The sequence below is a fragment of the Jatrophihabitans sp. genome (genome assembly GCF_035474675.1).
Taxonomy (GTDB): Bacteria; Actinomycetota; Actinomycetes; order Mycobacteriales; family Jatrophihabitantaceae; genus Jatrophihabitans_A.
Window position 1 is genome coordinate 38259 of record NZ_DATINC010000114.1, and the last position, 22553, is coordinate 60811.

A 22553-nucleotide genomic window follows, 5' to 3' on the forward strand; every position below is an offset into this window, starting at 1 on the left:
CGAACCGGTCGGATCCCCGCCCCGGCTGGGTGCGGTCAGCTCAGTCGTCGCCGAGGGAGCGCAGGATTCCGAGCAAACCATGGGTCTCCTCGGCCGGCCCGGCACTGAACCAGAGGTCGGAGGTGGCACCAGCCGTTCCGTTGCCGGGCATCAGCGCCCACAGGCCGTCGATGGCCAGCGGGTGGCCGTCGGCACGGCGCAGGGTGCCCGCCATCTTTCCGGAGCGGTCGAAGGCGTAGATCCGGCCGTCGCCGAAGTTGCCGACCAGCACCTTCCCGCTGAAGTCGCCGAACCCCTCGGGTGCGATGGTCATCCCCCAGGGCGAGTTCAGCACGCCGCGGCTGGCGAACCGGTGCAGGAACTTTCCGCTCGTGCTGAAGACATTGACGAAACCGTGGCCGGAGCCCGCGACGTCGTCGTGCTTGTCGGCGTCCTGCTTGGCGTAGCTGACATAGACCCGGCCGTCGAGCACCGCGACGTTGAAGGGCGCGTACCCGTGCGGAATGCCGACGCTGCGGAAGCCGTGCACCGGCACCGGCTGGAAGGCGCCGTCGAACACGTCGATCCGGTCGGCGGCGAAGTTGGCCGCGAGCAACCGGTTGCCCGACGAACCGGCCACCAGTGCCAGGCCCTTGTAGACGCCGCCCCTGCTCGGCGCCACCAGTACGGCCGTGCTGCCCTGCGCGGGATTCCAGGCGCTGATGTCACCGTTCTCACCGGCGAAGACGAAGAAGGCCTTTCCGCCGGACGGCAGGGCGAAATCGCCGGTGCTGTTGAACACCTGGCCGGTGGGCGAGCCACCGCCCGGGATCGACACGACCAGCGGCACGATGCTGGCCGGCTCACCCGGCTTGGTCGCGCCGCGGTACAGCGTGGACTTGCTGGTGCCGTTGTCCGACACCCAGATCGGGCTGGTCGGGCCGGCCGACAGGCCCCAGGCGTTCACCAGGTTCGGGTCCAGGACTTGCGCCAGGCCCGGCACGTCGGACACCAGGTTGATCTGCCGGTAGCCATCCGCATCGTGCCCGGATCGGCCGCCGTGCGCGGCGACCCTGCCGGCGGTGGCCGCCTCCGCCGGCGCGGCAACCACCGTGCCGAGGGTGAGCGTCACCACCGTCGCGAGAAGCGCCGCCTGACGGCCGGAGAGCGCAGCTGTGATCATGGTGTGCCTCCAGAGGAGTCCGAGTGTGGCGCGTCCTGCTGGCGCGCCAGCGTGCACGCCCGGGACTACGGCACTGATCTCTGCCCGGTTCAACCCCCGGCCGGCGAATCCGGCGGCACCGGCCGGCTCCTAGGGTCGCTGTGTTGCGCCGGGCTCGCCGCGGCCGGCTACCGGCTCGTGGCCGGCAGCGGGCTTGCGCACCGGGTACTCGTGCTTGAACTGCGGATGATCGGTGGCGCAGTGGTCGTCCAGCTCGGTCTTCCAGGTGAAGCGCAGTTCGCACTTGGGGCATTGATGGATGGTCATGGCGACTCCCCCGGCCGGCGCCGTCACTCTGGCCGCGTACCGTGCCGTTGCGTTCAACGGTAGGACGGCACCGGACCGAACGCCATGCCTTGCCGGTAACGGTGCGGATCAGCGCTCGGCGTCGAGATCCCGCACCATGGCGTCGGCGTCGAGGTCGCCGTCCGGCCCGTCCGTGGGTCCGGTGAGGGCGAGCACCGACAGCAGCTCGTAGCCGACGTGCGCGGCGGCGATGCCGGTGATCTCGGCGTGGTCGTAGGCCGGCGACACCTCGACGATGTCGGCGGACACCACGTTGGCGCCCATCAGGCCGCGCAGCACGGCCAGCAGCTCGCGGGAGGTCATGCCGCCGGCCTCGGGCGTCCCGGTGCCGGGCGCGAACGCCGGGTCCAGCACGTCGATGTCGATCGAGACGTAGACCGGCCGGTCGCCCAGCCGGGCCCGCATCCGCTCGATGGTGCCGGCCACCCCGAGGGTCTCCAGCTCCGTGCAGTGCACGGTCGCGAAGCCCAGGTCGAAGGACTCGGTGAGGTCTTCCGGCCGGTACAGCGGGCCGCGGATGCCGATGTGCAGGCAGTGCTCGCGGTCCAGCAGGCCCTCCTCCGAGGCCCGGCGGAACGGCGTGCCGTGCGTGTACGGCGCGCCGAAGTAGGTGTCCCAGGTGTCGAGGTGCGCGTCGAAGTGCAGCACCGCGATCGGCCCGTGCAGGGCGTGCATCACCCGCAGCAGCGGCAGCGCGATGGTGTGGTCACCGCCCAGCACCAGCAGCTTGCCGCCGGCCGCCAGCTCCGCGGCGCCGGCCTCGATCTGGCCGATGGCCTGGCCGATGTCGAACGGGTTGACGGTCAGGTCACCGGCGTCGACCACCTGCTGGGTGCCGAACGGCGACACCTCCAGCGCCGGGTTGTACGGGCGCAGCAACCGGGAGGACTGCCGGATGTGCGCCGGGCCGAACCGGGCGCCCGGCCGGTAGCTCACCCCGCTGTCGAACGGCACGCCCAGCACGGCGACGTCGTAGTCCGGCACCTCATCGCGGCGCGGCAGCCGGGCGAAGGTGGCCAGGCCCGCGTAGCGCGGGACCACCGCGCCGTCCAGCGGGCCGACCGGTACGGCTGGGTCGTCAGTGGCCATGTCCCAGTATGGCGCGCGGCGTCCGGTCAGTCCGCCGGGCCGAGCACCAGGGCGACCGCCTCGGCCGGCGTCCGGGCCACCCGGAACCCGGCGACCGGCTCGCCGGCGGGGTCCAGCACCGACCAGCCGGCCAGCACCGCGAGCGGGCGTTCCCGGGTGAGCGCATAGCCGATCTCGATCAGCGTGCCGGGGTTGCAGCCGACCGCGATCACCGCGTCCGCGCTGCTGACCAGCGCGCCGTCCCGGGCCTCGCCGAGGCCGGTGGCCAGCGCGTGGTCCAGGTACGGGTTGCCGGCCGACCGGTCGGTGCCGGGCAGCAGCCCGATCGAGCGGCCCGGCGGCGAGGCCTCCCGGGCGCCACGGGCCGCCGCCTCCATCACCCCGGCCAGGCCGCCGCACAGCAGCACCGCGCCCCGGGCGGCCAGTTCCGCGCCGACCTGGTAGGCGAGGGCGGCGAGCTGTGGGTCGGCCGTCCCGGGCCCGATCACCGCCACGTAGCGATCGGTCGCGTTCAGTGCTCCGACACCGCCACCCGCTCCAGCAGGCTGAGCGCGTCCTGCATGCCGGCCTCCATGCCGGACTCCAGGACCGCGTCGCGCACCTGCCGGCTGCCGTACTCGCCCAGGATGGTCATGCCGGTCCGGCCGTCCCGTTCGGTCAGGGTCATCGTCTGCAGCGCCGGCGCGTCCGGCATCCGCTCGTAAATCTCACTCCAGACCAGCCGCTGGCCCGGCACGATCTCGCGGTACTCGCCGGAGAAGGCCACCTCGAACCCGTCCGGGGTGACCTGGACGAAACGCCACCGGCCGCCCACCCGCAGGTCGACCTCGGCGACCGTCACCTCGCCGCGGTTGGCGTGCCACCAGCGCCGGATGAGGTCCGGCGTCGTCCAGGCCCGGAAGACCAGCTGGCTGGGCGCGGCGAACTCGCGGGTGATCAGGATCTGGCTGTCGGTGGGCAGCGTCACCACGGCGGCGCCGCTACTGGTCGGTGCAGTCATCTCTCAGGCTCCGTTTCCTTCAGTTCCTGCAGTACGTCCTCCAGCCGGTCCAGGCGGGCCGACCACAACCGCTCGTAGTTGCGCAGCCAGTCCGAGACGGGCTTGAGCGAGGCGGCGTTGAGCCGGTACCGCCGGTGCCGGCCGTCCTCGCGCACCTCGACCAGGCCCACCTCGCGCAGCACCCGCAGGTGCTTGGACACCAGCGGCTGCGCAAGCTCCAGGGCCGCCACCAGGTCGGTGACGTCGCGCTCGCCGGTGGCGAGCAGGTCCAGAATCTGGCGGCGGCGGGCCTCGGCTATCGCGTTGAACGCGTCCGCCGTGGTCGCCGCCCGTGCCATGCGGCAATCATATTCCGATATAGGAATACGTCAAGTCATAAGCCATAGAGCATCGGTCATAGGTGGCGCTGCTGCGTCGAGGATCAGGCGGTGTCGCGGACGTACTGGGAGCAGAAGACGTCAGCACCGTTGTTCGCCGGCAAGATCCGGTAGGCGATCGTTTGCCCTCGGTGACGCTGCCGTTGCTGATGGCGCGCACTTTGCCGTCGGCGTCGCTGGTGTTATAGACCTCGTCGTTATTGCTCGGTGCTGACCACGTACTAGTTGACCGAGATGCCCTCCCCGTTGCGCCCTAGTTGTCGCAGGCGGTGAAGATCTCCCCGTAGCTAGCGAAAGTGGGCGGTGCCGTACCGGGCGGGGTGGTCACTGTTCCACAGGCCGAGGGGCCGTCGGCGCTGGCCGGCGAGGCGCCGATCACCGAGGTCAGGAACAACGAGGCCAAGGCCAGTCCGGTCAGCAGCACCCGCTTGATCATGGGTTCTCCTGAGGGCCTCGACGACGATGGACCGCTCTGCACTACCTAACACAGGCACCAGCGAGACCGATGTCGAGGCGCCCTGCTCAATGCCGCACCTGGCGACTAGGGCTCAGCCATAGGTTGGTGGCCGAAAGTGAGAGGTGCCGGCTACTAGCCACCGGTCTCGAGCAATAGCCGGTCCAGCGCGGCGACAGCGGGACCACGATAGCGCGCCACGCGTGGGTTGCTCTCGTCTAGGGCTTTCGCCAGGTCGAGCAGCCGCCTAGACTCTTCGGCAAGTTCTCGTTGTTGAGTAGCTCCTATAGGCGCCAATCGAAGCCAGTCCACCCCCTGCTGAGCCAGCACGACATACGCGTGGGGTGACGCCGCGCCACGATGCAAGATTACCGTATGCAAGTCATTAATAGCATCCATACCCATTTTGGTTGCTTCTATGCTGCTGATTCGGCGTGCAACCCTGAGTCGCAAATAAGAGAATTCTGTCAGGACGTTATGATGCTTTTCGCCGCCCGGCGTTGTCATAGCAGCAGTGAGGTCATGCATGGCAAGATTGTCTTCACCTTTTTCCACTTCAAACGACCCACGCTGAAGCCAGTAATTGAAGTCATCCTGCAATAAATCTTCGACCGAATCATATACGCTGCGGGTAACGGACGGTGGCAGTTGCAGGCCAATCAGGTATGAATGACTCAGAAGTCGGATTAGCGTGCGTCGCGCCGGCTGAGAGCTATCTCGCGATTTGGCAGCAGCAGCAGAAAACGCTCGCAGCGTACCTTTGAGGATGCCAGCAAGCAGCCCGTTCTTGGCTGTGTAGGCCCGCACCTCCTCCGCGATCAGGTCATGACGAACCCTGTAGCGGCCAGTGCCCGGGATCAGACGGATCAGGTCGGCGCTCAAAAGCCTGTTGAACTCCCGCCAGGCTGTCTTGGGGTCGCTACCATGCGCCCCGATAGTTGCCGCAGCAAGGGCTTGATCGATAGTCATCCCTTCGCGTTCTGCGCTGACCAGCGAGATACAGCCGTAAATGTATAGGGCCATATCGGATAGCTGGGCACATTCGCTGGCAATTCGTTGCGTAAATGGCACGCCGGACGTCGCCTGGATCATCCCGACAAGCAACTGTCCGGCAGCGTTCTCAAGCAGCAATCGCTCGACTTCGGCATCGGAAAGTCGCTTGTTCGCTACAGCCAGGTGCTCGCGCAGAAGGTGCACCAGCGACTTGATGTCGCTAGCTATAAGGTCACCTAGGGTTTGCCTAGTAGTAAAAGGCATTACCTCAATAAGGTGCTCACGCACCGTACGAACACCTGCTATTACAACACGGCGGTGATCCGCTGATCCCCGTAGCTCGTCGATGAGATGCGCGGCTTCAGCTCCGAAAACATCGACGTCGTCGATGAAGATAACCTCAGCGGCGTCGTTGATGATGTCCTCGACTATGTCACCGATCCTGCCGATCGTAGCCGAATCAACCCAGGCAACCTGTCGGCCGTTATTACTAACCTCAAGCGCGCACTGCATAAGAGCGGTACTTCGACCGCTTCCTGCGGTGCCCGTAACGACATGAACCGTTCCGGGATCTGCTTTCTCGATCTTTGCAACCAGCTGCTGTTGGCTAGCCAGTGGGATCGTAAAACCGTCACGGATATCACCCCAGGTCGGGCTGGCTCCAAGCAGAAACTTTCGACTGCCGGCGGGGCTCTTCTGCATAAGGCTGTCGATTCCGATATTGGACCGCTGACTGGCTGACCGACGACGGCGCTGCCGATAAAGGCCCTCAGCCACTTGTGCACGGCTCGGTTGCAGCATCGACTCAATAAAAAGGTGAACTGACTTGCGAATCCAATAAACGTCATATCTGGCCAGAATTGCCGCATACTGAGGTGGCAAATTTGGGCAGACTAGATATGATGTCGGTTTATACTTCGACGGCGACGTACCGCGATCCGAAATCCATTTCCAGAAGTTAAGCGAAACAACATCATCGGTTAGGAACACGGTCCGAGATCTAGCCAGTAGTTGCCTGGCGAACTGGGTCCAATCCGCAGATGAGTTCTCTCGGTCTTGCAAGGAGAGATCCGTAGGTAGACGTAGCTGCAGACTGCCCTGTGGAGGCACTGCAGCGGCCAGTCTCAAAGCTGGTTTGGCGAACGGCTCCGGCAGGCTAAATGGCTCTTCGGTACCGTCGACGAGCATGTATAAGGCATTTTTGCTGGACGCCTCTTTATGCACTTCGTCCAAGTCTCGCAATGGAGACATGTAAATCAATGCAGACCATGGCGCGTCAAGAAGGCGGCGCATCTCAGCGAGTGAACTTTCAGTCGGCCATCCGAAATGCTCGCCTACCAATTCACGGGCTTTTTTTGGATCTCGGTCGGCGATAATCATTAGCAGTTGTTCAAGTGTCGTTATACCATCGTCTGGTATCCCTGCCCCAAGCTGTTCCCAGAGCACCGCACGGAATTCTCGAACTGCGAGCTTCTGCGTTCCGAGAACGTCAACCTGCCGGTCACCGACGATGGCAACCATCTCTCCCGAACTAAGGTCGGCTAGGAACGCTGCCTCTACAGTGGCTGTATCGTCGGCAGGATGTCCCAAGGTCGAGGTTTCGTTGGCGGGATGTCTTGAGATCGGCGTTGAATGAAGGCCCCTCTCCGCCTTATTAGGGGCCTTTGAACTTCGTTCGACGATCTTGACAGCTTTAGAGGCGCTGGCATCCCTAGCGAGTCCGAAAGTCGAACTGCGATCAATTGACCAAACGCCAGAACCGGTACGTACTGCCTCACGCGGCCAAACCTTAAGATCGACCTCCAAGTCATCCATGGTTAACGTCAGTACTGCGTAGCCGTGTCGACGCCTCTCATCCGACTTACCGTAATTCTCAAGCCCGAACAAGGACAGACCTTGGTGGGTCAAGTAGCTAGCGGTGGACCCTAATGCGGCCAGAGAGTACTTCTGTTCATGTAAGTGGCCACAAAGATGTAGACGAACATTAGTCACTTCATTGAACAACGAATCAACAGTCGAATCTGCACCAGCAATCCAAGACATCGGATGGTGAGTCAGAACAATGCAAACATCATGTTGAGAAGACCACTTTGGCAAGTCCCCTCCACAGGCGAACTGCGCCTGTTCTGCAGTAAGAGTTAAGCTCCCAGCAGTGGCTCGGTCAGAAATATGCCGGAAGGCGCTATTTAGACCTAGAATGCCGATTCGCATCCCGTTTTCAACTAATGTTGCAGAAAATTCACCAGGGAGAATTCCAGTGTAAGAGCTATCTACCAAGGGTAATGGCTGATCTCTTAGCCAATTCTGGTAGTTAGCGAACAAGTCCGAGACAAACGGCCTCAGATAAAAATCACTGTCGGCCATAAACGCAGCCTGTGTCTCATAATTCCACGCCTGTTCAAGGACTGTTTGCTCGGCAGAAGGTTTCAAGGGTCGCGCTACGTCATGGTTGCCTGGCACCACCGCTACTGACGGAAATTTATCGGTCCGCTCAAGTAGCCACAGTCCTAGGTCTTCAAGAAACGCAGTTGCTAGCCCATACTCCCCTTCAATTGCCTTATTAGCTATATCGCCAGTTAGCGCAATTAGGTCGATTGGCCCACTCTTGTTGATTACGTAATCAAGATCGCTTAAAAACTGGGCACGAACGGTCGGCCACCTGGCGTCCATCCCAGCTTGTCCGAAATGGATATCAGTCAAGTGCAGGATGTTCACATGCGGCATGCAGCTCCAACTCCCGTCATTACCAGTTTCCGGCCAGCCACCGTGCGGTCGAGCTGGAGCCATACGGTGCGACGATACCGAACGAATGCTGACATGGAGGTAGTTTTATTTGAGCAGTTGCGACATAACACCTTGAGCAATCATGGCGCTCTAGATGCCGCGCATCTGGACGACCTGCAGGGCCAGCGCCACGTCCAGCCGCAGGTGCGGGTCGGTGGTGAACGGCCCGACGATCCGTTCCAGCTTGCTGATCCGGTACCGCAGCGTGTTGTAGTGGAAGTGCAGCAGCCGGGCGGTCTCGGCGACGTTGAGGTTGGTGTCCAGCAGCGTCTGCAGCGTCAGCCGCAGGTCGGCGGCCTCGGCGGCGTCACTGGCGAGGTCGCCCAGCACCTCGGTGGCGAAGGACTTCAGCTCCCCGGTGTCGGGCACCAGCGACAGCAGCCGGTGCACGCCGAGCGAGTCGAAGTGCGAGACGCTGCCGTTGCCGTGCACCCGCCGGCCCACCGACACCGCCTTGCGGGCCTGGGCGTAACCGGTGGCGATCTGGGCGGGCTCCAGCACCCGGCGCGACACCCCGGCGCTGAAGGACTGCCGGCCGCCGCCCCGGTCGCCGGAGACGGCCGCGATCAGCTCGGCCACGATCCGGGACGCCTCCCCCGAGCGCACCGGCACCAGCGCCACCACCTCGTGGCTGAAGCCCACCACCGGCGCGGCCTTGTCCCGGGCCCGCAGCACCTGCTGCCAGGCCGAGACGAACCGCTCGTGCTGCGAGCGGTGCACCACCGAGGGCCCGGCCGGCACCACCCCGGGCTTGCTGGGCTCGGCGGCGTCCAGCTCGGCCACCAGCACCACCATCGGGCGGTCGATGTCCCAGCCGAGCGAGCGGCAGTGCTGCACCACCGGCTCGTCCACCGGGATCTGGCCGGTCAGCACGTCGCGCAGGTAGTCGCCGCGGAACTTGCCCTCCACGGCCGAGACCGCCAGCTCCTTGGTGATGGTCAGCGCGGCCACGATCGCCACCCGCTCCAGCGCCTGCACGGTGCCCGGCGGCAGCCCGTCCGGCTGCCGGTAGGCCACGATCCGGCCGTGGTCGACCCCACCGGCCACGATCGAGGTCATCGCGACCTGACCGCCCCGCGGGTCGTCCGGCGCCGGCTGCAGGCCGATCCGAAGCCGCTCGACGAGGAACCGGCCGCTGGCGTCGAACAGGTCCGCCATCTCGATGCCCTGCCGGTGCCCGGTGCCGCCCTCGGTGGCCAGCACCCGGCCGTCCGGCGTGGTGATCAGCAGCACGCAGTCCAGCAGCCGGGACACCTCGTCGGCGATCTGGGGCAGGCCGCCGCCGTTGAGCACGATCGTGGCGATCGCCTGGTGCAGCGCGTCGGCCTGCTTTAGCACCTGGCTCTGCCGGTCCAGCAGCACTCCGAAGACCTCGGCCAGCACCTCCTCGAAGGCCAGCCCGGCGGGCAGCCGCAGCACCGGGAAACCCAGCTCGTCAGCGAACTCGACCACCGGCAGCGGCAGCGGCTCGGCACCGAGCCGCAGCGCCAGGCCCGGCACCTGGCGGGCGTCCAGGTCGGCGATCAGGGCCAACAGGTCGGCAGTGCGCTCGCCGTCGGTCAGCGGGCCCAGCGCCTCGGCGGTGCTCAGCAGCAGCTCGTACGGCTTCACCCACGGCACGATGTCGGGCAGCTCCAGGACGCTGACCCCGCGCACCGTCCGCTCCAGGCCGGAACAGCCGGCCAGCACCGCGGCGTCGACCAGGCTCGGCGCTGCCAGCAGCTGCGCCACGCTCACGCCGTCGGTGATCGCCGCTGGCATGTTGCGTAGGTTGGAGGCCTGATGGTTGGCAACTGTAACCATCGGCAGAAGGTAGCTCACCGATTACGTTCCAGCCAGGGGCCGCCGGCCGGGACGCGGGCGCGAGACCGGTTGGAGGCGAGGCATGAGCTCGGAACAGGTGCTGCTGCGCCGCGGCCTGTACGCCGATTCGGTGACCCTGCTGCAGGTCAGCCGGCAGGTCGGCCAGGCTCCCGGGGTGCAGGCCGCGATGGTCGGGATGGCCACCGAGCTCAATCTCGAGATGCTGGCCGGAATGGGGTTCCAGGCGCCGGGCAGCGAGTCGCCGAACGAGCTGTTCATCGCCGTCCGGGCGGCCGACCAGCAGGCCGTCGAGGCTGCCACCGGGCTCGCCGAGCAGCTGCTGAGCACCCCGCAGCGCACCTCCGGCTCGGCTGCGGTCGAGCAGCCGCCGCGGACCACCGGCTCGGCGGTTGCCGCCACCGGCGCCGGGCTGGCGCTGATCTCGGTGCCCGGCCGGCACGCCTTCGTCGAGGCGATGGACGCCCTGGACGCCGGCTGCGACGTGCTGGTGTTCTCCGACAACGTTCCCGTCGACGACGAGATCCGGCTCAAGGACGCCGCCGCCGGGCGCGGGCTGCTGGTGATGGGGCCGGACTGTGGCACCGCCGTGGTCGGCGGCCTGGGGCTGGGCTTCTCGCACACCGTGGACCGCGGCCCGGTCGGCCTGGTGGCGGCGTCCGGCACCGGTGCCCAGCAGCTGCTGTGCCTGCTGGACGCGGCCGGGGTGGGGGTCAGCGCCGCGCTCGGGGTGGGCGGCCGGGACCTGTCCGAGCCGGTGGCCGGCCGGTCCACGCTGGCCGCGCTGCGGGCGTTGGACGCCGACCCCGACACCGAGCTGATCCTGGTGGTGTCCAAGCCGCCCGCCGAACCGGTCGCCGAGCAGGTGCGGCAGGTGGCCGCGGAACTGGCCACCCCGGTCCGGTTCGCCCTGCTCGGGCCCGGCCAGCCGGATCTGACCCAGGCGGCCGAGGCGGTGCTGGCCGACCTCGGGGTGCCGGTGCCGGACTGGCCGCGCTGGCTTTCCGATCGGCCCGAACCCCGCGCCGGCGCACTGCGCGGGCTGTTCTGCGGTGGCACGCTGTGCGACGAGGCGATGCTGATCGCCAGCGCCGAGCTCGGCGAGGTGCGCTCGAACATCGCGCTGCGGCCGGACTGGGCGCTGGACGCCACCCTGCGCTGGTCCGGTCATTCGATGATCGACTTCGGCGACGACGCGCTCACCCAGGGCCGGGCGCACCCGATGATCGACCCGTCGCTGCGCAACCAGCGGCTGGCCGAGTACCTGGCCGACCCGGGTACCGCCGTCGTGCTGCTGGACGTGCTGCTCGGGCACGGCAGCCATCCCGACCCGGTGGGCGAGCTGGTGCCGCTGCTGGCCGAGGCTCCGGTGCCGGTGGTGGTGAGCCTGATCGGCGCCCGTCGCGACCCGCAGGACCTGGCGGACTCGGCCCGGCGGCTGGCCGACGCCGGCGCCGCGGTGTTCGCCTCCAACGCCGCCGCCACCCGGTACGCCCTCAGCCTGATCGGAGGCCGGTCATGAGCGGCGCCCGTTCCAACAGTTCCCGATCCCACGGCTCCCGGTTCACCGGCGAGGCGCCCCGGGTGGTCACCGCCGGGGTGGGCCTGTTCGCCGAGGCGGTGGCCGCCCAGGGTGCCGAGGTCAGCGAGGTGGACTGGCGCCCGCCGATGCCCGGCACCGAGGCAGATCTCGCCCGGGTGCTGGCCGACCCGCGCCGGACGGCCGCCAACGCCGAGGCGCTGCGCCGGATCGTCGGCACCGAGGCCCACCTGGTGGACGTGCTGCCGGCCGGGCCTGCGCTGGGCCTGTCCGACCGGGACTTCCTGCACGCCGGGCCGCCGATCGACTGGGCCAGGGCGTCCGGGCCGCTGCGCGGGGCACTGCTCGGCGCCGCCGCGCTGGAAGGGGTGGTCGAGCAGCCGGAGCAGGCCGAGCAGCTGTTCGCCGGCGGCACCGGCTTCACCCTGGACCCCTGCCACCACCACGCGACGGTCGGCCCGATGGCGGGCGTGGTCTCGGCGTCCATGTGGCTGTTCGTGGTCGAGGACCCGGCCACCGGGCGGCGCACCTACTGCAGCCTGAACGAGGGCCTGGGCAAGGTGCTGCGCTACGGCGCCTACTCCCCCGAGGTGCTGACCCGGCTGCGCTGGATGTCAGCCGTTCTCGGCCCGCTGCTGCAGACGGCGGTGCGCCGGCGCGGCCCGGTGGACCTCAAGGCGATCCTGGCGCAGATGCTGCAGATGGGCGACGAGGCGCACAACCGCAACCGGGCCGGCACCCTGATGCTGCTGCGCGAGCTGCTGCCCGACCTGATCGACTCCGGCGCCCCGTCGTCCGACGTCGCCGACGCGGTTCGGTTCGTGGCCGGCAACGACCACTTCTTCCTCAACCTGGCGATGCCGGCCTGCAAGCTCACCCTGGACGCCGCCCGCGACATTCCCGGCTCGACGGTGGTGGTGGCGATGGCGCGCAACGGCACCGACTTCGGCATCCAGGTGTCGGGCACCGGCGACGAGTGGTTCACCGGGCCCGCGCAGGTGGCCGAGGGGTTGTTCCTGGGTGACTACGGGCCATCCGATGCCAACCCCGACATCGGCGACTCGGCGATCACCGAGACCGCCGGCCTGGGCGGCTTCTCGATGGCGGCCGCCCCGGCGATCGTCCGGTTCGTCGGCGGCGAGGTGGCCGACGCGCTGGCCGCGTCCCGGCGGATGTATGAGATCACCGTCGGCGAACACCCCATGTACTCCATCCCGGTGCTGGACTTCCGCGGCGCGCCGACCGGCATCGACGTCACCAAGGTGGTGCGCACCGAGATCCTGCCGCAGATCAACACCGGGGTGGCCGGGAAGGTGGCCGGGGTCGGGCAGGTGGGCGCCGGGCTGGTCACCCCGCCGGCGGAGATCTTCCCCAAGGCGCTGGCCGCGCTGGCCCGGCGCGCTCCTGCCTGAGCCGTCCCCTACTCGTCGTCCGGTCCCAGCTGTCGGGAGTATTGGAGGTCGTCGTCCGGGCCGTGGGTGATGCGGATGTCGTCGCATCGTTCGCGTGCCCAGGCTATGACTTCCGCGCGGGTGCCTTCGAACCTGCCGAGGTTGCTTACCTTGTCGTCCAGATCGCCGCCCAGGTCCCTTTGCGGTTCCGGTAGCGGATATCCGGTGCCATACCTGTCTTTCGGCAGGCCGCCGAACGATAACCCGCATCACTCGTCGTCCGGTCCCAGCTGCACCATTATGGCTGCCGGGTCGTGGGGGTTGGAGCAGATGCGGATGTTGTCGCTGCGTTCGCGGGCCCAGGCGATGCATTGTTCGCGGGTGCCTTCGCAGCTGCCGAGGAGGCTGATTTTGTCGGTCCAGGCTGCCCGCCAGACGCCGAAAAGGGAGCTGTAGTCGATGAGGATAAAAGGATCGGATCGCATGGCCTCGCGCTCGCGGGCCTCTCTTTCGGGGTTGTATGGGTAGCCGGGCGGCAGGTACATCGGGCGGGGAAGGCGCCAGAATGGATGTGGCATGGCCGGTTACCTGTATCCCCAGCCGGCGTGGTTCTGTGCGAGATCCGCGGGCAGGTCGAAGGTGTACCGGGTGAAGTCGCCGAGGCGGTTGGTGTGCGCTATTGGGCTGCGGATGTAGAGGTAGAAGTAGCCAGGGTAGCCAGGTGCTGACCAGTTGAACCGGTTGGCGAGGTTGTGGTCGTACATGGTGGTGTTGTAGTTGAAGTAGTCCCAGGTGAGGTCGCGGTGGGGGTAGACGTAACTGTAGGTCTCGCTCTTCTCAAAGGTGTGACGGATGGGGCTGCCGCCATGAGGGGCGTGTTCTGAGCCGTTGAACATGGTCGCGGTGAACACCATGTTGTGGACCGTGAGGTTTGGGTTGAAGAACATCTCGCTGTGGGTAAAGCCCCCGTAGGTCGCCCAGGTGACCCTGGCCTGGATGGTGCCGATGGTGTATTTGCGAACGTCGAGCGCGTAGCAGCGGGCACCCATTACTCGTCGTCCGGTCCCAGCTGTATGAGCTGTGCGTTTTCGTCATCGGGGTCGGCGCAGATGTGGGTGGCGTCGCACCGTTTGCGTGCCCAGGCGATGGCTTGTTCGCGGGTCCCTTCGAACCTGCCAAGGAGCGATATCTTGTCGGTCCAGAAGGCGCGCCAGATGTCTTGGTGGGGCCTGCAGTCGATGATGATGAACGGTTCCGAGCGGTAGGCCTCGCGAGCGGCGAGGTCGCTGGCTACGTCGAAGTCTGGCGGCAGGTAATGCAGCCGGACGGGACATCGTCGCTGGGCCGATAAGTCATGGCCGGTCACCAGTGGTAGCCATAGCGCTCCCGATCGCCGGTGAAGTTGCGAATGTCGAGCGCGTAGCAGCGGGCACCCATTACTCGTCGTCCGGTCCTAGCCGTCGGGGGTATGGGTAGTCGTCGTCCGGACCGGGATAGATGCGGATGTCGTCGCATCGTTCGCGTGCCCAGGCGATGACTTCCTTGCGGGTTCCTTGGAACTTGCCGAGGCGATCTTCGTTGTCAATCCAGATCGCCCTCCAGATCTCTTTGCGGGATGAGTAGCCGATGACGATGAAGGGAGCCCTCCGGGCGGGCCCATCCCCGCGCGACGGGAGATCATCGGAGTCGTCCTGCCACGGTGGACCTGTCATGGTCGGCTCACCACCAGTGGTATCCGGTGCCGTACCGGTCCTGGGGCAGGCCGCCGGCGAGCGGCGCCCATCACTCGTCGTCCGGTTCAAGCGGCATCATCGGCGCCGTCACGTCGTAGGGATCGGCGCAGATGATGTCGTCACATCGTTCGCGGGCCCAGGCGATGACCTCTTCGCGGGTGCCATTTAACCTGCCGAGGATGTCTACCTTGTCGGTCCAGGTCGCCTTCCAGGCCCCCCTGTGGGGGTGGTAGACGATGATGACGAAGGGAGCCGTGCGGCGGGCCTGGCGGACGGGGTCATCTTCGCGCGACCGGAAGTTGTAAGGACCGAACGGTGGACGGGTCATGGTCGGCTCACCACGGGTGGTATCCGGTTCCGCATCTGTCTTTTGGCAGGCCGCCGGCGAACGGGTCGTTGAAGGAGTACCGCGCCCACCAACCCAGGCTATAGGTGTGCGCGGTGGGGCTGCGAATGTAGAAATACCAGTGCCCGGAGTCGCCGGGTACCGACCAGTTGAACTGGTTGACGATGTTGTGGTCCCACATGTCGTCGTTGTATTCATAGTAATCGAAGGTGAGTTCATGGCCCTGCGAGACGTACTCGTAGACGATGCTGTCGGCTCGCGTGCGCTTGATGGGACTGCCGCCGTGGCGCGCGCCCGGTGCGCCGTTGAACATGTTTGCGTTGAACCTTACGTTGTGGGTGTAGGCGGGCCCGGTGGCGCTGTAGAACATCTCGCTTTCGGTATAGGCCCAGTTTGTCACCCACTCGACTCTCGCGTGGATAGCGCCAAGTTGGTAGGAGCCGCGCAGATTGTAATAGCCGAAATAAATGGTGCCACTCCAGTTCGCATGGAAGGCGTCGGGTCGCTCGTAGCATCTCCAGCCAATATTGCATAGGCGCCACAACGCGGACGAATCCCGATCGGTCGAGGGGTCCGGGACGGCGCAGACCCAGGGTCCGGTCCGGCCGGTGTCCGGTGTGCACGGGAGCTCAGCGCCCGAGTCGGTCAGTGATTCGGTGGCGTCAACCGGAGGATCCGCGTCGGTGCCGGACTGGTCGTAGTCGGCGTAGAGCGGGTCGAGGTCGGCGGGTTTGGTGATGTCCTGAGTGGCGCAGGTGTCGTCGGTCCCGTCGGCGTCGGGGCAGCTGACGGGGTCACCGGTTGCCACGAAGTCCGAGCTGATACTGGTGCCACTGTCTCCGGCCGAACTGACAGCGGCGACCTGCGCGGCGTAGCTGTGGGTCGGATCGAGGCCGGTAAGCACGAAGTGGGTGCAGATGGAGCAACTGCCCAGCTGCACCGGTTCGCCGGCGGTGGTCCGGTCCAGGACCGCGAAGCTGTAGCCGAGGATGGGGGCGCCGTTGTCACCGCCGGCGGTCCAGGTCAGGTCGGCCGAGCCGTCGCCGGCGGTGATCGCCAAGCCGGTTGGCGGCGAGGGTGGCGAACCGATGTTGAAGGTGTAGCGGATGGTCGGCGAGGCGACACCGAGCCGGTCGGTCGCCGTCACGGAAAGCGTGTGCTCGCCCGGCGTGGTCGGCGGCGTGAAGCTGATCGCGGCCGCGGGGCCACTCACCGTGGTCGGTGCCGCGTCGTCGAGGTGGTAGCTGAACCGGGTGGCCGGTGAGCCGGCCCCGATGTCGGTGATGGTGAAGGTGGCCGGTGCGCCGCCGGGCGGTGTCCAGCTGTGCTGGGGATAGGCACTCGACTCGACCATCGGGACGCTGGGCCCGGGATCGGCGAACCAGCCCTCGACGTCGATGACCAGGTCGACCGGGGCGGAGCCACCGTTGCGGACGTTGATGCTGCCGTCGGCGGCCGGCGCGACGATGGCCAGATCGGTGCGGTAGACGTTGTCGGCGGTGTAGTTGACGTTCGAGGTGGCGGGCTCCGTCCGGTCGCTCGGCCACAGCCTGAGGTAACCACCGGCGGCGCCGGCCGCGTGCACGGTGCGCAGGTTCATCGCGACCGCGCCGAGGCCGTCGGCCACGGCCGGAATTCCGGAAACTCCTGCCACGGTGAGCTTGGTGACCGAGTTGGCGGCCAGGGTCCGCACCGGTGCCACCCGGGTGTCGAGCAGGTGCACCGTTGCCGGGGTGAAGGTCGCGCTGGTGGCAGCGGCCGTGAAGTAGCCCTGGATGTCGATAGCCAGATCCACCGGGCCGCCGGCGCCGACCAGCACCTTGAACTGGCCGTCGGGTGACAGCGGGATCGCCACCGACTGGGCGGTGGCCGAGTCGTCGAAGTCCAGCGCCCCGGTGCTCGGCGCCGGCTGGTCGGCGGCATAGGTACGCAGGTAGCCGATGGCGGTCTGGTTGAGCACGGTGATGTTGGCATAGACGGCGCTGGCGTCGGCCGGCACGCCCGCCATGCCGCCGGCCTGCACCGTCACCGCTGCCCCGGTGCCGACCCTCGCGGCTGGCACACCGGTGCCGTTGCGGGTGTCGGCAAGCCGGGCCTGGGAGACCGCCACGAAGCCACCCGGCGCGGTGGCCGGCCCGGCGGTGAAGTAGCCCTGCACGTCGATGATCAGGTTCACGGCATGGTCGGCCAGCACGTGCAGCGTGCCGTCGGCGTGCAACGCCACCAGCGCGGTGTTGGAGATCGAGTCGCCGGGATTGAACACCAGCGCCGCCCCGGACGGGGTCGCCACATCTCCCGGCGCGACGCTGACCGCCCCGACGCTGCCGGCACCGACCGCCGTCAGGGTCAGGGCAACCGCGCTGACCCCGGACGCCGGAATGCCTGCCTGCCCAGCCGCGGTCACCGTCCGCACCCCACCGGCCGGCATGGGCGTGGAGTACCCGCCGGTGCCGTTACGGGTGTCGAGCAGCCGGCCCGTCGCCGGCACGAACAGGCCCGCCGGCCCGGTCGAGGCGTCGGCTGCCGCCGGGCCGGACCGCGGCGTCAGCCCCACCTGCATCGCGGTCACCACACCGGCTGCCAGCGCCAGCACGAGGACCGCTCGCAACCCACCACGCCGACGCTTCAATCGGGCACCTCGCAGTCAGGACGGTCTCCTCGCATCCAGGGATGCACGGGAGGATCAGGTCGAAGGGCCGCAAATTAGCATCGCCGGAACGATCGAAACTGTATAAATCAGGAGGGAGTAGTAGAGGTTCTGCCGGGAATTGTTAGGCGATGCGCCTAGGCCGAAGCGCGCAGACCGATGGTGTGCGAGCAGCTGGCTCAGCTGCCCCGGACTTCCTCGCCGGGAAACGGATCGGCGAGCACCCGGCGCAGGTCCTCAGGCGTGTCGATGTCAACCAGCGCGTCGGGGTAGTCCAGGAAGCTGGTGTTGTCGCAGTGCCGGTCGAAGAAGTCCCGGCCGCCCTGGTCACCTTCTGCCGAGCCCGCAAACTCCGAGTACCACCTGCGGCCGACCAGCACCGGGTGCGAGCGCTGGCCGGCCCGGCGCACCGCGACGATGTCCGCCCCGGCCCGGTGCCGCTCGAGCACCGCCGCGACCTCCGCCGGACGCACCCCCACCAGGTCGGCCAGCAGCACCACGCAGGCCCGGGAGTCCGGATCGGCGTCGAGTTCGGCGAGGGCGCAGCGCAGCGACGAGCCCATCCCCCGGTCCGGCTCGGGGTTGACCACCGTATGGGCGCCGTACGCGGGCTGCTGACCGGGGCGCAGCACCGCCAGCACGTCCGTGCAGCCGCCGGCCTGCAGTGTGGCCACCGCCCGGTCGACCAGCCGCCGGCCCCCGAACAGCACGTCGGCCTTGGGGTGGCCGAACCTGGTCCCGGCCCCGGCGGCCAGCACGATGCCGGTGATCCCGGTCGGCTGAGCGGCATCCACCAGCAGTCCCGGCGCGGTCAGCGGCGCGGGTAGTCGGCCAGCGCGACGGCGGTGGCCAGCGCCGCCTGAGCGGCCTCGTAGCCCTTGTCCTCCTTCGAACCGGGCAGCCCGGCCCGGTCCAGCGCCTGCTCGTCGTTGTCGCAGGTGAGCACGCCGAACCCGATCGGGATGCCAGTGCTGACCGACACCTGGGTCAGCCCGTCGGTGGCTGCCCCGCAGACGTACTCGAAGTGCGGGGTGCCGCCCCGGATCACCACGCCGAGCGCCACCATCGCGTCCACGCCGGAGTTGGCGACCCGGCTGGCCGCGACCGGCAGCTCGTAGGCGCCGGCCACCCGGATCACCGTGACGTCGTCCACCCCGGAATCGGCCAGCGCTCGCTCGGCACCGGCCAGCAGGCCGTCCATCACCGTGGCGTGCCAGCGGGAGGCCAGCACCACCACCTTCAGCCCGGACGCGCCGGCCACCGCACCGGTCTCCGGGGCGCCGTGACCGCTCATCGAGTCACCCCGCTCTTCGCGCGAGCGCTCATCGCCACCATTCGCTGCGCTCCTCGCTCGTCCCTCGCTCGATGCTCGCTCATCGAGTCACCCCGCTCTTCGCGCGAGCGCTCATCGCCACCATTCGCTGCGCTCCTCGCTCGTCCCTCGCTCGATGCTCGCTCATGAGGGCTTCTTGCCGAACTCGGCGATCACCGCGCTGAGCGAGGCGTCGCCCAGGTCCAGCTCGTGGCCCATCCGCTCCTTCTTGGTCTGCAGGTAGCGCAGGTTCTCGGTGTTGGCGTGGATCGGCAGCCGGACGGTGCCCAGCACCGAGAGCCCGTAGCCCTCCAGGCCGGCGCGCTTGGCCGGGTTGTTGGTGAGCAGCCGCATGGTCCGCACTCCGAGGTCGACCAGGATCTGCGCACCGGTGCCGTAGTCCCGGGCGTCGGCCGGCAGCCCCAGCTCCAGGTTCGCGTCCAGGGTGTCGCGGCCGGCGTCCTGCAGCTGGTAGGCCTGCAGCTTGTGGAACAGCCCGATGCCGCGGCCCTCGTGGCCGCGCATGTAGAGCACCACTCCCCGGCCCTCGCGGGCCACCGCGGCCAGCGAGGCGTCCAGCTGCGGGCCGCAGTCGCAGCGCAGCGAACCGAAGATGTCGCCGGTCAGGCACTCGGAGTGCACCCGCACCAGCAGGTCCTCGCCGTCGCCGATGTCGCCGAAGACGAACGCCACGTGCTCCCGGTCGTCGTAGGTGGCGGCGTAGCCGTGCGCGGTGAACTCGCCGTAGCGCAGCGGCACCCGGGCGCTGGCCTTGCGCTCGACCAGCTTCTCGAACCGGCGCCGATAGGCGATCAGGTCGGTGATCGAGATCATCACCAGGCCGTGCTTGTCGGCGAAGTCGCGCAGCTCCGAGGCCCGCGCCATGCCGGACGGGTCCTGCTCGCTGACGATCTCGCACAGCACGCCGGCCGGCCGCAGCCCGGCCATGGTGGCCAGGTCCACCGCCGCCTCGGTATGCCCGGGACGGCGCAGCACGCCGCCCTCCTTGGCCCGCAGCGGCACGATGTGCCCGGGCCGGCTCAGGTCGACCGACGAGGTGTCCGGATTGGCCAGCAGCTTGATGGTGTGGGCCCGGTCGGCGGCCGAGATGCCGGTGCTGACCCCTTCGCGGGCGTCGACGGTGACGGTGTAGGCGGTACCGCGCTTGTCCTGGTTGGTGCGCACCATCGGCGGCAGGTCCAGCCGGTCGGCGTCGGCGTCGGTGATCGGGACGCAGATGTAGCCGGAGGTGTAGCGCACCATGAAGGCGACCAGCTCCGGGGTGACGAGCTCGGCGGCGAAGATCAGGTCACCCTCGTTCTCGCGATCCTCGTCGTCCACTACCACCACCGGCCGGCCGGCCGCGATTTCGGCGATCGCCTTGTGGATCGGATCCAACATGTCAGGTGCCGCCGTTCGTCGTCGAAGGTCTCCCATAGGCCAACAAGCGTTCGGTGTATTTGGCCAGCACGTCTACTTCTACGTTGGCTTGGTCTCCGACGGTTCGATCGGGTAGTGAAGTGGCCCGCAGGGTTTCCGGGATCAGGCCCACCTCGAACCAGTCCGTGCCGTCCGGGTCGGTGCCGACCGCGGCGACCGTCAGCGACACCCCGTCTACCGCGATGGAGCCCTTCTCGGCGACGTAACGGGCCAGCTCGGGCGGCAGGGCGAACCGGAAGGTCTCCCAGGCCTCGCCCGGGGTACGGGCCAGCACCGTCGCGGTGCCGTCCACGTGACCCTGCACGATGTGGCCGTCCAGCCGGCTGTCCAGCCGGGCGGCGCGCTCCAGGTTCACCCGCCGGCCGGGGCGCAGGCCGCCGAGCACGCTGCGCTGCAGCGTCTCGGCCATCACGTCGAACTCCAGCTCCAGCTCGCCGGCCTGATCTCCGGACGAGTGCTGCCCGACGACGGTGAGGCACACCCCGTTGACGGCGATCGAGGCGCCGTGCTTGACGTCCTGGCCCACGGTGACGGCCCGTACCCGCAACACGGCCGAGCTGCTGCCCGAGGTGAGCTGGACGACCTCGCCGACCTCCTCGATGATGCCGGTGAACATCGCTAATCCCTTCGCGGCGCCGGTTCGGCCGCATCCGACCCGGCCGGCCGGCCGATGATCTTGAGGTCGTCGCCCAGCCGCGTCACGTCCAGTATCTCCAGATTGACGGCCCGGGCCATGGTTCTTATTCCCGCATCCTCCAGCACCGCGGGACCCGCGCCCAGCAGTTTGGGGGCGATGTAGGCCACCACCTGGTCGACCAGCCGGGCCTCCAGGAAGGCGCCGGCCAAGGTCGGGCCGCCCTCCAGCAGCACGTGCCGGACGCCCCGGTCGAACAGCGCCTTCAACGCGAACCGCGGCACCGCGGTGTCCAGCACCACGGTCTCGGCGGCGTCGTCGAACACCTGGGCATCGGGCGGCACCCGGTGCCGGCGGTCCATCACTACCCGCAGCGGCTGCCGGTCGGCCAGCTCGTCGGAGGCCAGGCCGTGCACGCCGCGCACGGTCAGCTGCGGGTCGTCGGTCAGCACGGTGCCGCTGCCCACCACGATGGCGTCCACCACGTCGCGCAGCGCGTGCACGTCGGCCCGCGAGTGGGCGTTGCTGACCCAGCGCGAGGTGCCGTCCGCGGCGGCGCTGCGGCCGTCCAGGGTGCCGGCGAACTTCCAGGTGACGTACGGCCGGGCCTGCAGCACCGCGTGCCGCCACGGCCCGAGGGCGCCGCGCAGCACCTCGGCCTGCTCGACGCCGGCCAGCACCCGCAGGCCGGCCTTGCGCAGTCGCTCCGCTCCCCCGGCCGCCACCGGGTTGGGGTCGTCGACGGCGTAGACCACCCGGGCGAGGCCGGCGGCGATCACCGCCTCGGTGCACGGGCCGGTGCGTCCGGTGTGGTTGCACGGCTCCAGCGTCACGACCAGGGTGCCGCCGGACGCCCGCGGGCCGGCCTGGCGCAACGCCATCACCTCGGCATGGTCCTTGCCGACCGGCTGGGTGGCGCCCTCGCCGGCGATCCGGCCGTCGGAGTCGAGCACCACCGCCCCGACCGCCGGGTTCGGGCTGGTCCGGCCGGCGACCCGGGCCGCGAGTTCGCCGGCCAGCCGCATCGCGGCGATCTCGGCGTCGGTGGGCTGGGCCGATGTGTCAGGTCTGGTCATCGCCGGCCGGCCGCGTGCGCGCAGCGCGCCATGCCCGCCCGGGCCTGCTCGCGCAACCGCTCGACCGCGGCGGCGGGATCGGCCGCCCCGTACACCGCGGAGCCGGCCACGAAGACGTCCACCCCGGCCTCGGCGGCCTGGCCGATGGTGTCGGCGTCGATGCCGCCGTCGATCTCGATGAACAGCCGCAGGTGCCCGGCGTTGACGTGCCGGCGGGCGGTGCGCACCTTGTCCAGCACCTCCGGAATGAACTCCTGGCCGCCGAAGCCCGGTTCCACCGACATCACCAGCAGGGTGTCGAACTCCTTCAGGACCTCCAGGTACGGCTCGAGCGGCGTGCCCGGCTTGACCGAGAGCCCGGCCAGCGCACCGGCCGCCCGGATGGAGCGGGCGGTGCCGACCGGGTCGC

General features: G+C 68.2%; 21 protein-coding genes and 1 pseudogene. 2 read left to right on the forward strand and 20 right to left on the reverse strand.

Annotated elements, in window-relative coordinates:
• Window positions 1-40 precede the first annotated feature (40 nt).
• The 9 genes from VLJ82_RS13630 to VLJ82_RS13670 all read right to left on the reverse strand — a co-directional run bounded on the left by VLJ82_RS13630 (window position 41) and on the right by VLJ82_RS13670 (window position 9965).
• Complete coding sequence (locus VLJ82_RS13630; RefSeq protein WP_408663902.1) at window positions 41-1162, reverse strand: TIGR03118 family protein; 1122 nt, start codon at window positions 1160-1162, stop codon at window positions 41-43.
• Window positions 1163-1291: 129 nt separating this feature from the next.
• Window positions 1292-1468, reverse strand: a complete 177-nt coding sequence (locus VLJ82_RS13635; protein WP_408663903.1) for a hypothetical protein — start codon at window positions 1466-1468, stop codon at window positions 1292-1294.
• 108 nt (window positions 1469-1576) lie between these two features.
• Window positions 1577-2596 (reverse strand): agmatinase, encoded by a 1020-nt coding sequence (gene speB, locus VLJ82_RS13640; RefSeq protein ID WP_408663904.1) that lies wholly within the window; start codon window positions 2594-2596, stop codon window positions 1577-1579.
• 26 nt (window positions 2597-2622) lie between these two features.
• A complete protein-coding gene (locus tag VLJ82_RS13645; protein WP_408663905.1) occupies window positions 2623-3090 on the reverse strand; it encodes a TIGR00725 family protein in 468 nt (155 codons plus the stop codon).
• Between the two features lie 17 nt (window positions 3091-3107).
• Entirely contained in the window at window positions 3108-3596 is a 489-nt protein-coding gene (locus VLJ82_RS13650; RefSeq protein WP_408663906.1) for an SRPBCC family protein, read from the reverse strand.
• Window positions 3593-3934: an ArsR/SmtB family transcription factor gene (locus VLJ82_RS13655; protein ID WP_408663907.1), complete on the reverse strand. Its 342-nt coding sequence runs from the start codon at window positions 3932-3934 to the stop codon at window positions 3593-3595. The genes VLJ82_RS13650 and VLJ82_RS13655 overlap by 4 nt, the downstream gene beginning before the upstream one ends.
• A 292-nt stretch (window positions 3935-4226) precedes the next feature.
• Entirely contained in the window at window positions 4227-4409 is a 183-nt protein-coding gene (locus tag VLJ82_RS13660) for a hypothetical protein (protein ID WP_408663908.1), read from the reverse strand.
• A 153-nt stretch (window positions 4410-4562) separates the two neighbouring features.
• Window positions 4563-8135: a metallophosphoesterase gene (locus VLJ82_RS13665; protein WP_408663909.1), complete on the reverse strand. Its 3573-nt coding sequence runs from the start codon at window positions 8133-8135 to the stop codon at window positions 4563-4565.
• A gap of 159 nt (window positions 8136-8294) precedes the next feature.
• Window positions 8295-9965, reverse strand: coding sequence for a PucR family transcriptional regulator (locus VLJ82_RS13670; protein ID WP_408663910.1), 1671 nt, complete (start codon window positions 9963-9965; stop codon window positions 8295-8297).
• A gap of 124 nt (window positions 9966-10089) precedes the next feature.
• Here VLJ82_RS13670 and VLJ82_RS13675 point away from each other — a divergent pair, with 124 nt between their 5' ends.
• Both VLJ82_RS13675 and VLJ82_RS13680 read left to right on the forward strand, forming a co-directional pair.
• Window positions 10090-11547 carry an FdrA family protein gene (locus tag VLJ82_RS13675; protein WP_408663911.1) on the forward strand — a complete coding sequence of 486 codons (1458 nt, stop codon included), beginning with the start codon at window positions 10090-10092 and terminating at the stop codon, window positions 11545-11547.
• A complete protein-coding gene (locus VLJ82_RS13680; protein WP_408663912.1) occupies window positions 11544-12977 on the forward strand; it encodes a DUF1116 domain-containing protein in 1434 nt (477 codons plus the stop codon). The genes VLJ82_RS13675 and VLJ82_RS13680 overlap by 4 nt, the downstream gene beginning before the upstream one ends.
• 248 nt (window positions 12978-13225) lie before the next feature.
• On the opposite strand, the gene VLJ82_RS13685 is transcribed toward VLJ82_RS13680, so the two are convergent.
• The 11 genes and pseudogenes from VLJ82_RS13685 to VLJ82_RS13735 form a co-directional block, all read right to left on the reverse strand.
• Window positions 13226-13501, reverse strand: coding sequence for a hypothetical protein (locus VLJ82_RS13685; protein WP_408663913.1), 276 nt, complete (start codon window positions 13499-13501; stop codon window positions 13226-13228).
• 39 nt (window positions 13502-13540) lie between these two features.
• Window positions 13541-14005: a hypothetical protein gene (locus tag VLJ82_RS13690; protein WP_408663914.1), complete on the reverse strand. Its 465-nt coding sequence runs from the start codon at window positions 14003-14005 to the stop codon at window positions 13541-13543.
• Entirely contained in the window at window positions 14005-14322 is a 318-nt protein-coding gene (locus VLJ82_RS13695) for a hypothetical protein (protein WP_408663915.1), read from the reverse strand. The genes VLJ82_RS13690 and VLJ82_RS13695 overlap by 1 nt, the downstream gene beginning before the upstream one ends.
• 416 nt (window positions 14323-14738) lie before the next feature.
• Complete coding sequence (locus tag VLJ82_RS13700) at window positions 14739-15017, reverse strand: hypothetical protein (RefSeq protein ID WP_408663916.1); 279 nt, start codon at window positions 15015-15017, stop codon at window positions 14739-14741.
• A gap of 7 nt (window positions 15018-15024) precedes the next feature.
• Window positions 15025-17643 carry a fibronectin type III domain-containing protein gene (locus tag VLJ82_RS13705; protein ID WP_408663917.1) on the reverse strand — a complete coding sequence of 873 codons (2619 nt, stop codon included), beginning with the start codon at window positions 17641-17643 and terminating at the stop codon, window positions 15025-15027.
• Window positions 17644-17861: 218 nt separating this feature from the next.
• Window positions 17862-18476 (reverse strand): nucleotidyltransferase family protein, encoded by a 615-nt coding sequence (locus tag VLJ82_RS13710; protein WP_408663918.1) that lies wholly within the window; start codon window positions 18474-18476, stop codon window positions 17862-17864.
• Between the two features lie 17 nt (window positions 18477-18493).
• Entirely contained in the window at window positions 18494-18976 is a 483-nt protein-coding gene (ribH, locus tag VLJ82_RS13715) for a 6,7-dimethyl-8-ribityllumazine synthase (RefSeq protein WP_408663919.1), read from the reverse strand.
• A gap of 162 nt (window positions 18977-19138) precedes the next feature.
• Complete coding sequence (locus VLJ82_RS13720; protein WP_408663920.1) at window positions 19139-20395, reverse strand: bifunctional 3,4-dihydroxy-2-butanone-4-phosphate synthase/GTP cyclohydrolase II; 1257 nt, start codon at window positions 20393-20395, stop codon at window positions 19139-19141.
• Window position 20396: 1 nt separating this feature from the next.
• A complete protein-coding gene (locus tag VLJ82_RS13725) occupies window positions 20397-21050 on the reverse strand; it encodes a riboflavin synthase (RefSeq protein WP_408663921.1) in 654 nt (217 codons plus the stop codon).
• A gap of 2 nt (window positions 21051-21052) precedes the next feature.
• Window positions 21053-22144, reverse strand: a complete 1092-nt coding sequence (ribD, locus tag VLJ82_RS13730; RefSeq protein ID WP_408663922.1) for a bifunctional diaminohydroxyphosphoribosylaminopyrimidine deaminase/5-amino-6-(5-phosphoribosylamino)uracil reductase RibD — start codon at window positions 22142-22144, stop codon at window positions 21053-21055.
• Window positions 22141-22553: pseudogene (locus tag VLJ82_RS13735) on the reverse strand (ribulose-phosphate 3-epimerase); the annotation flags it as partial. The pseudogene VLJ82_RS13735 and the gene ribD, both read right to left, overlap by 4 nt.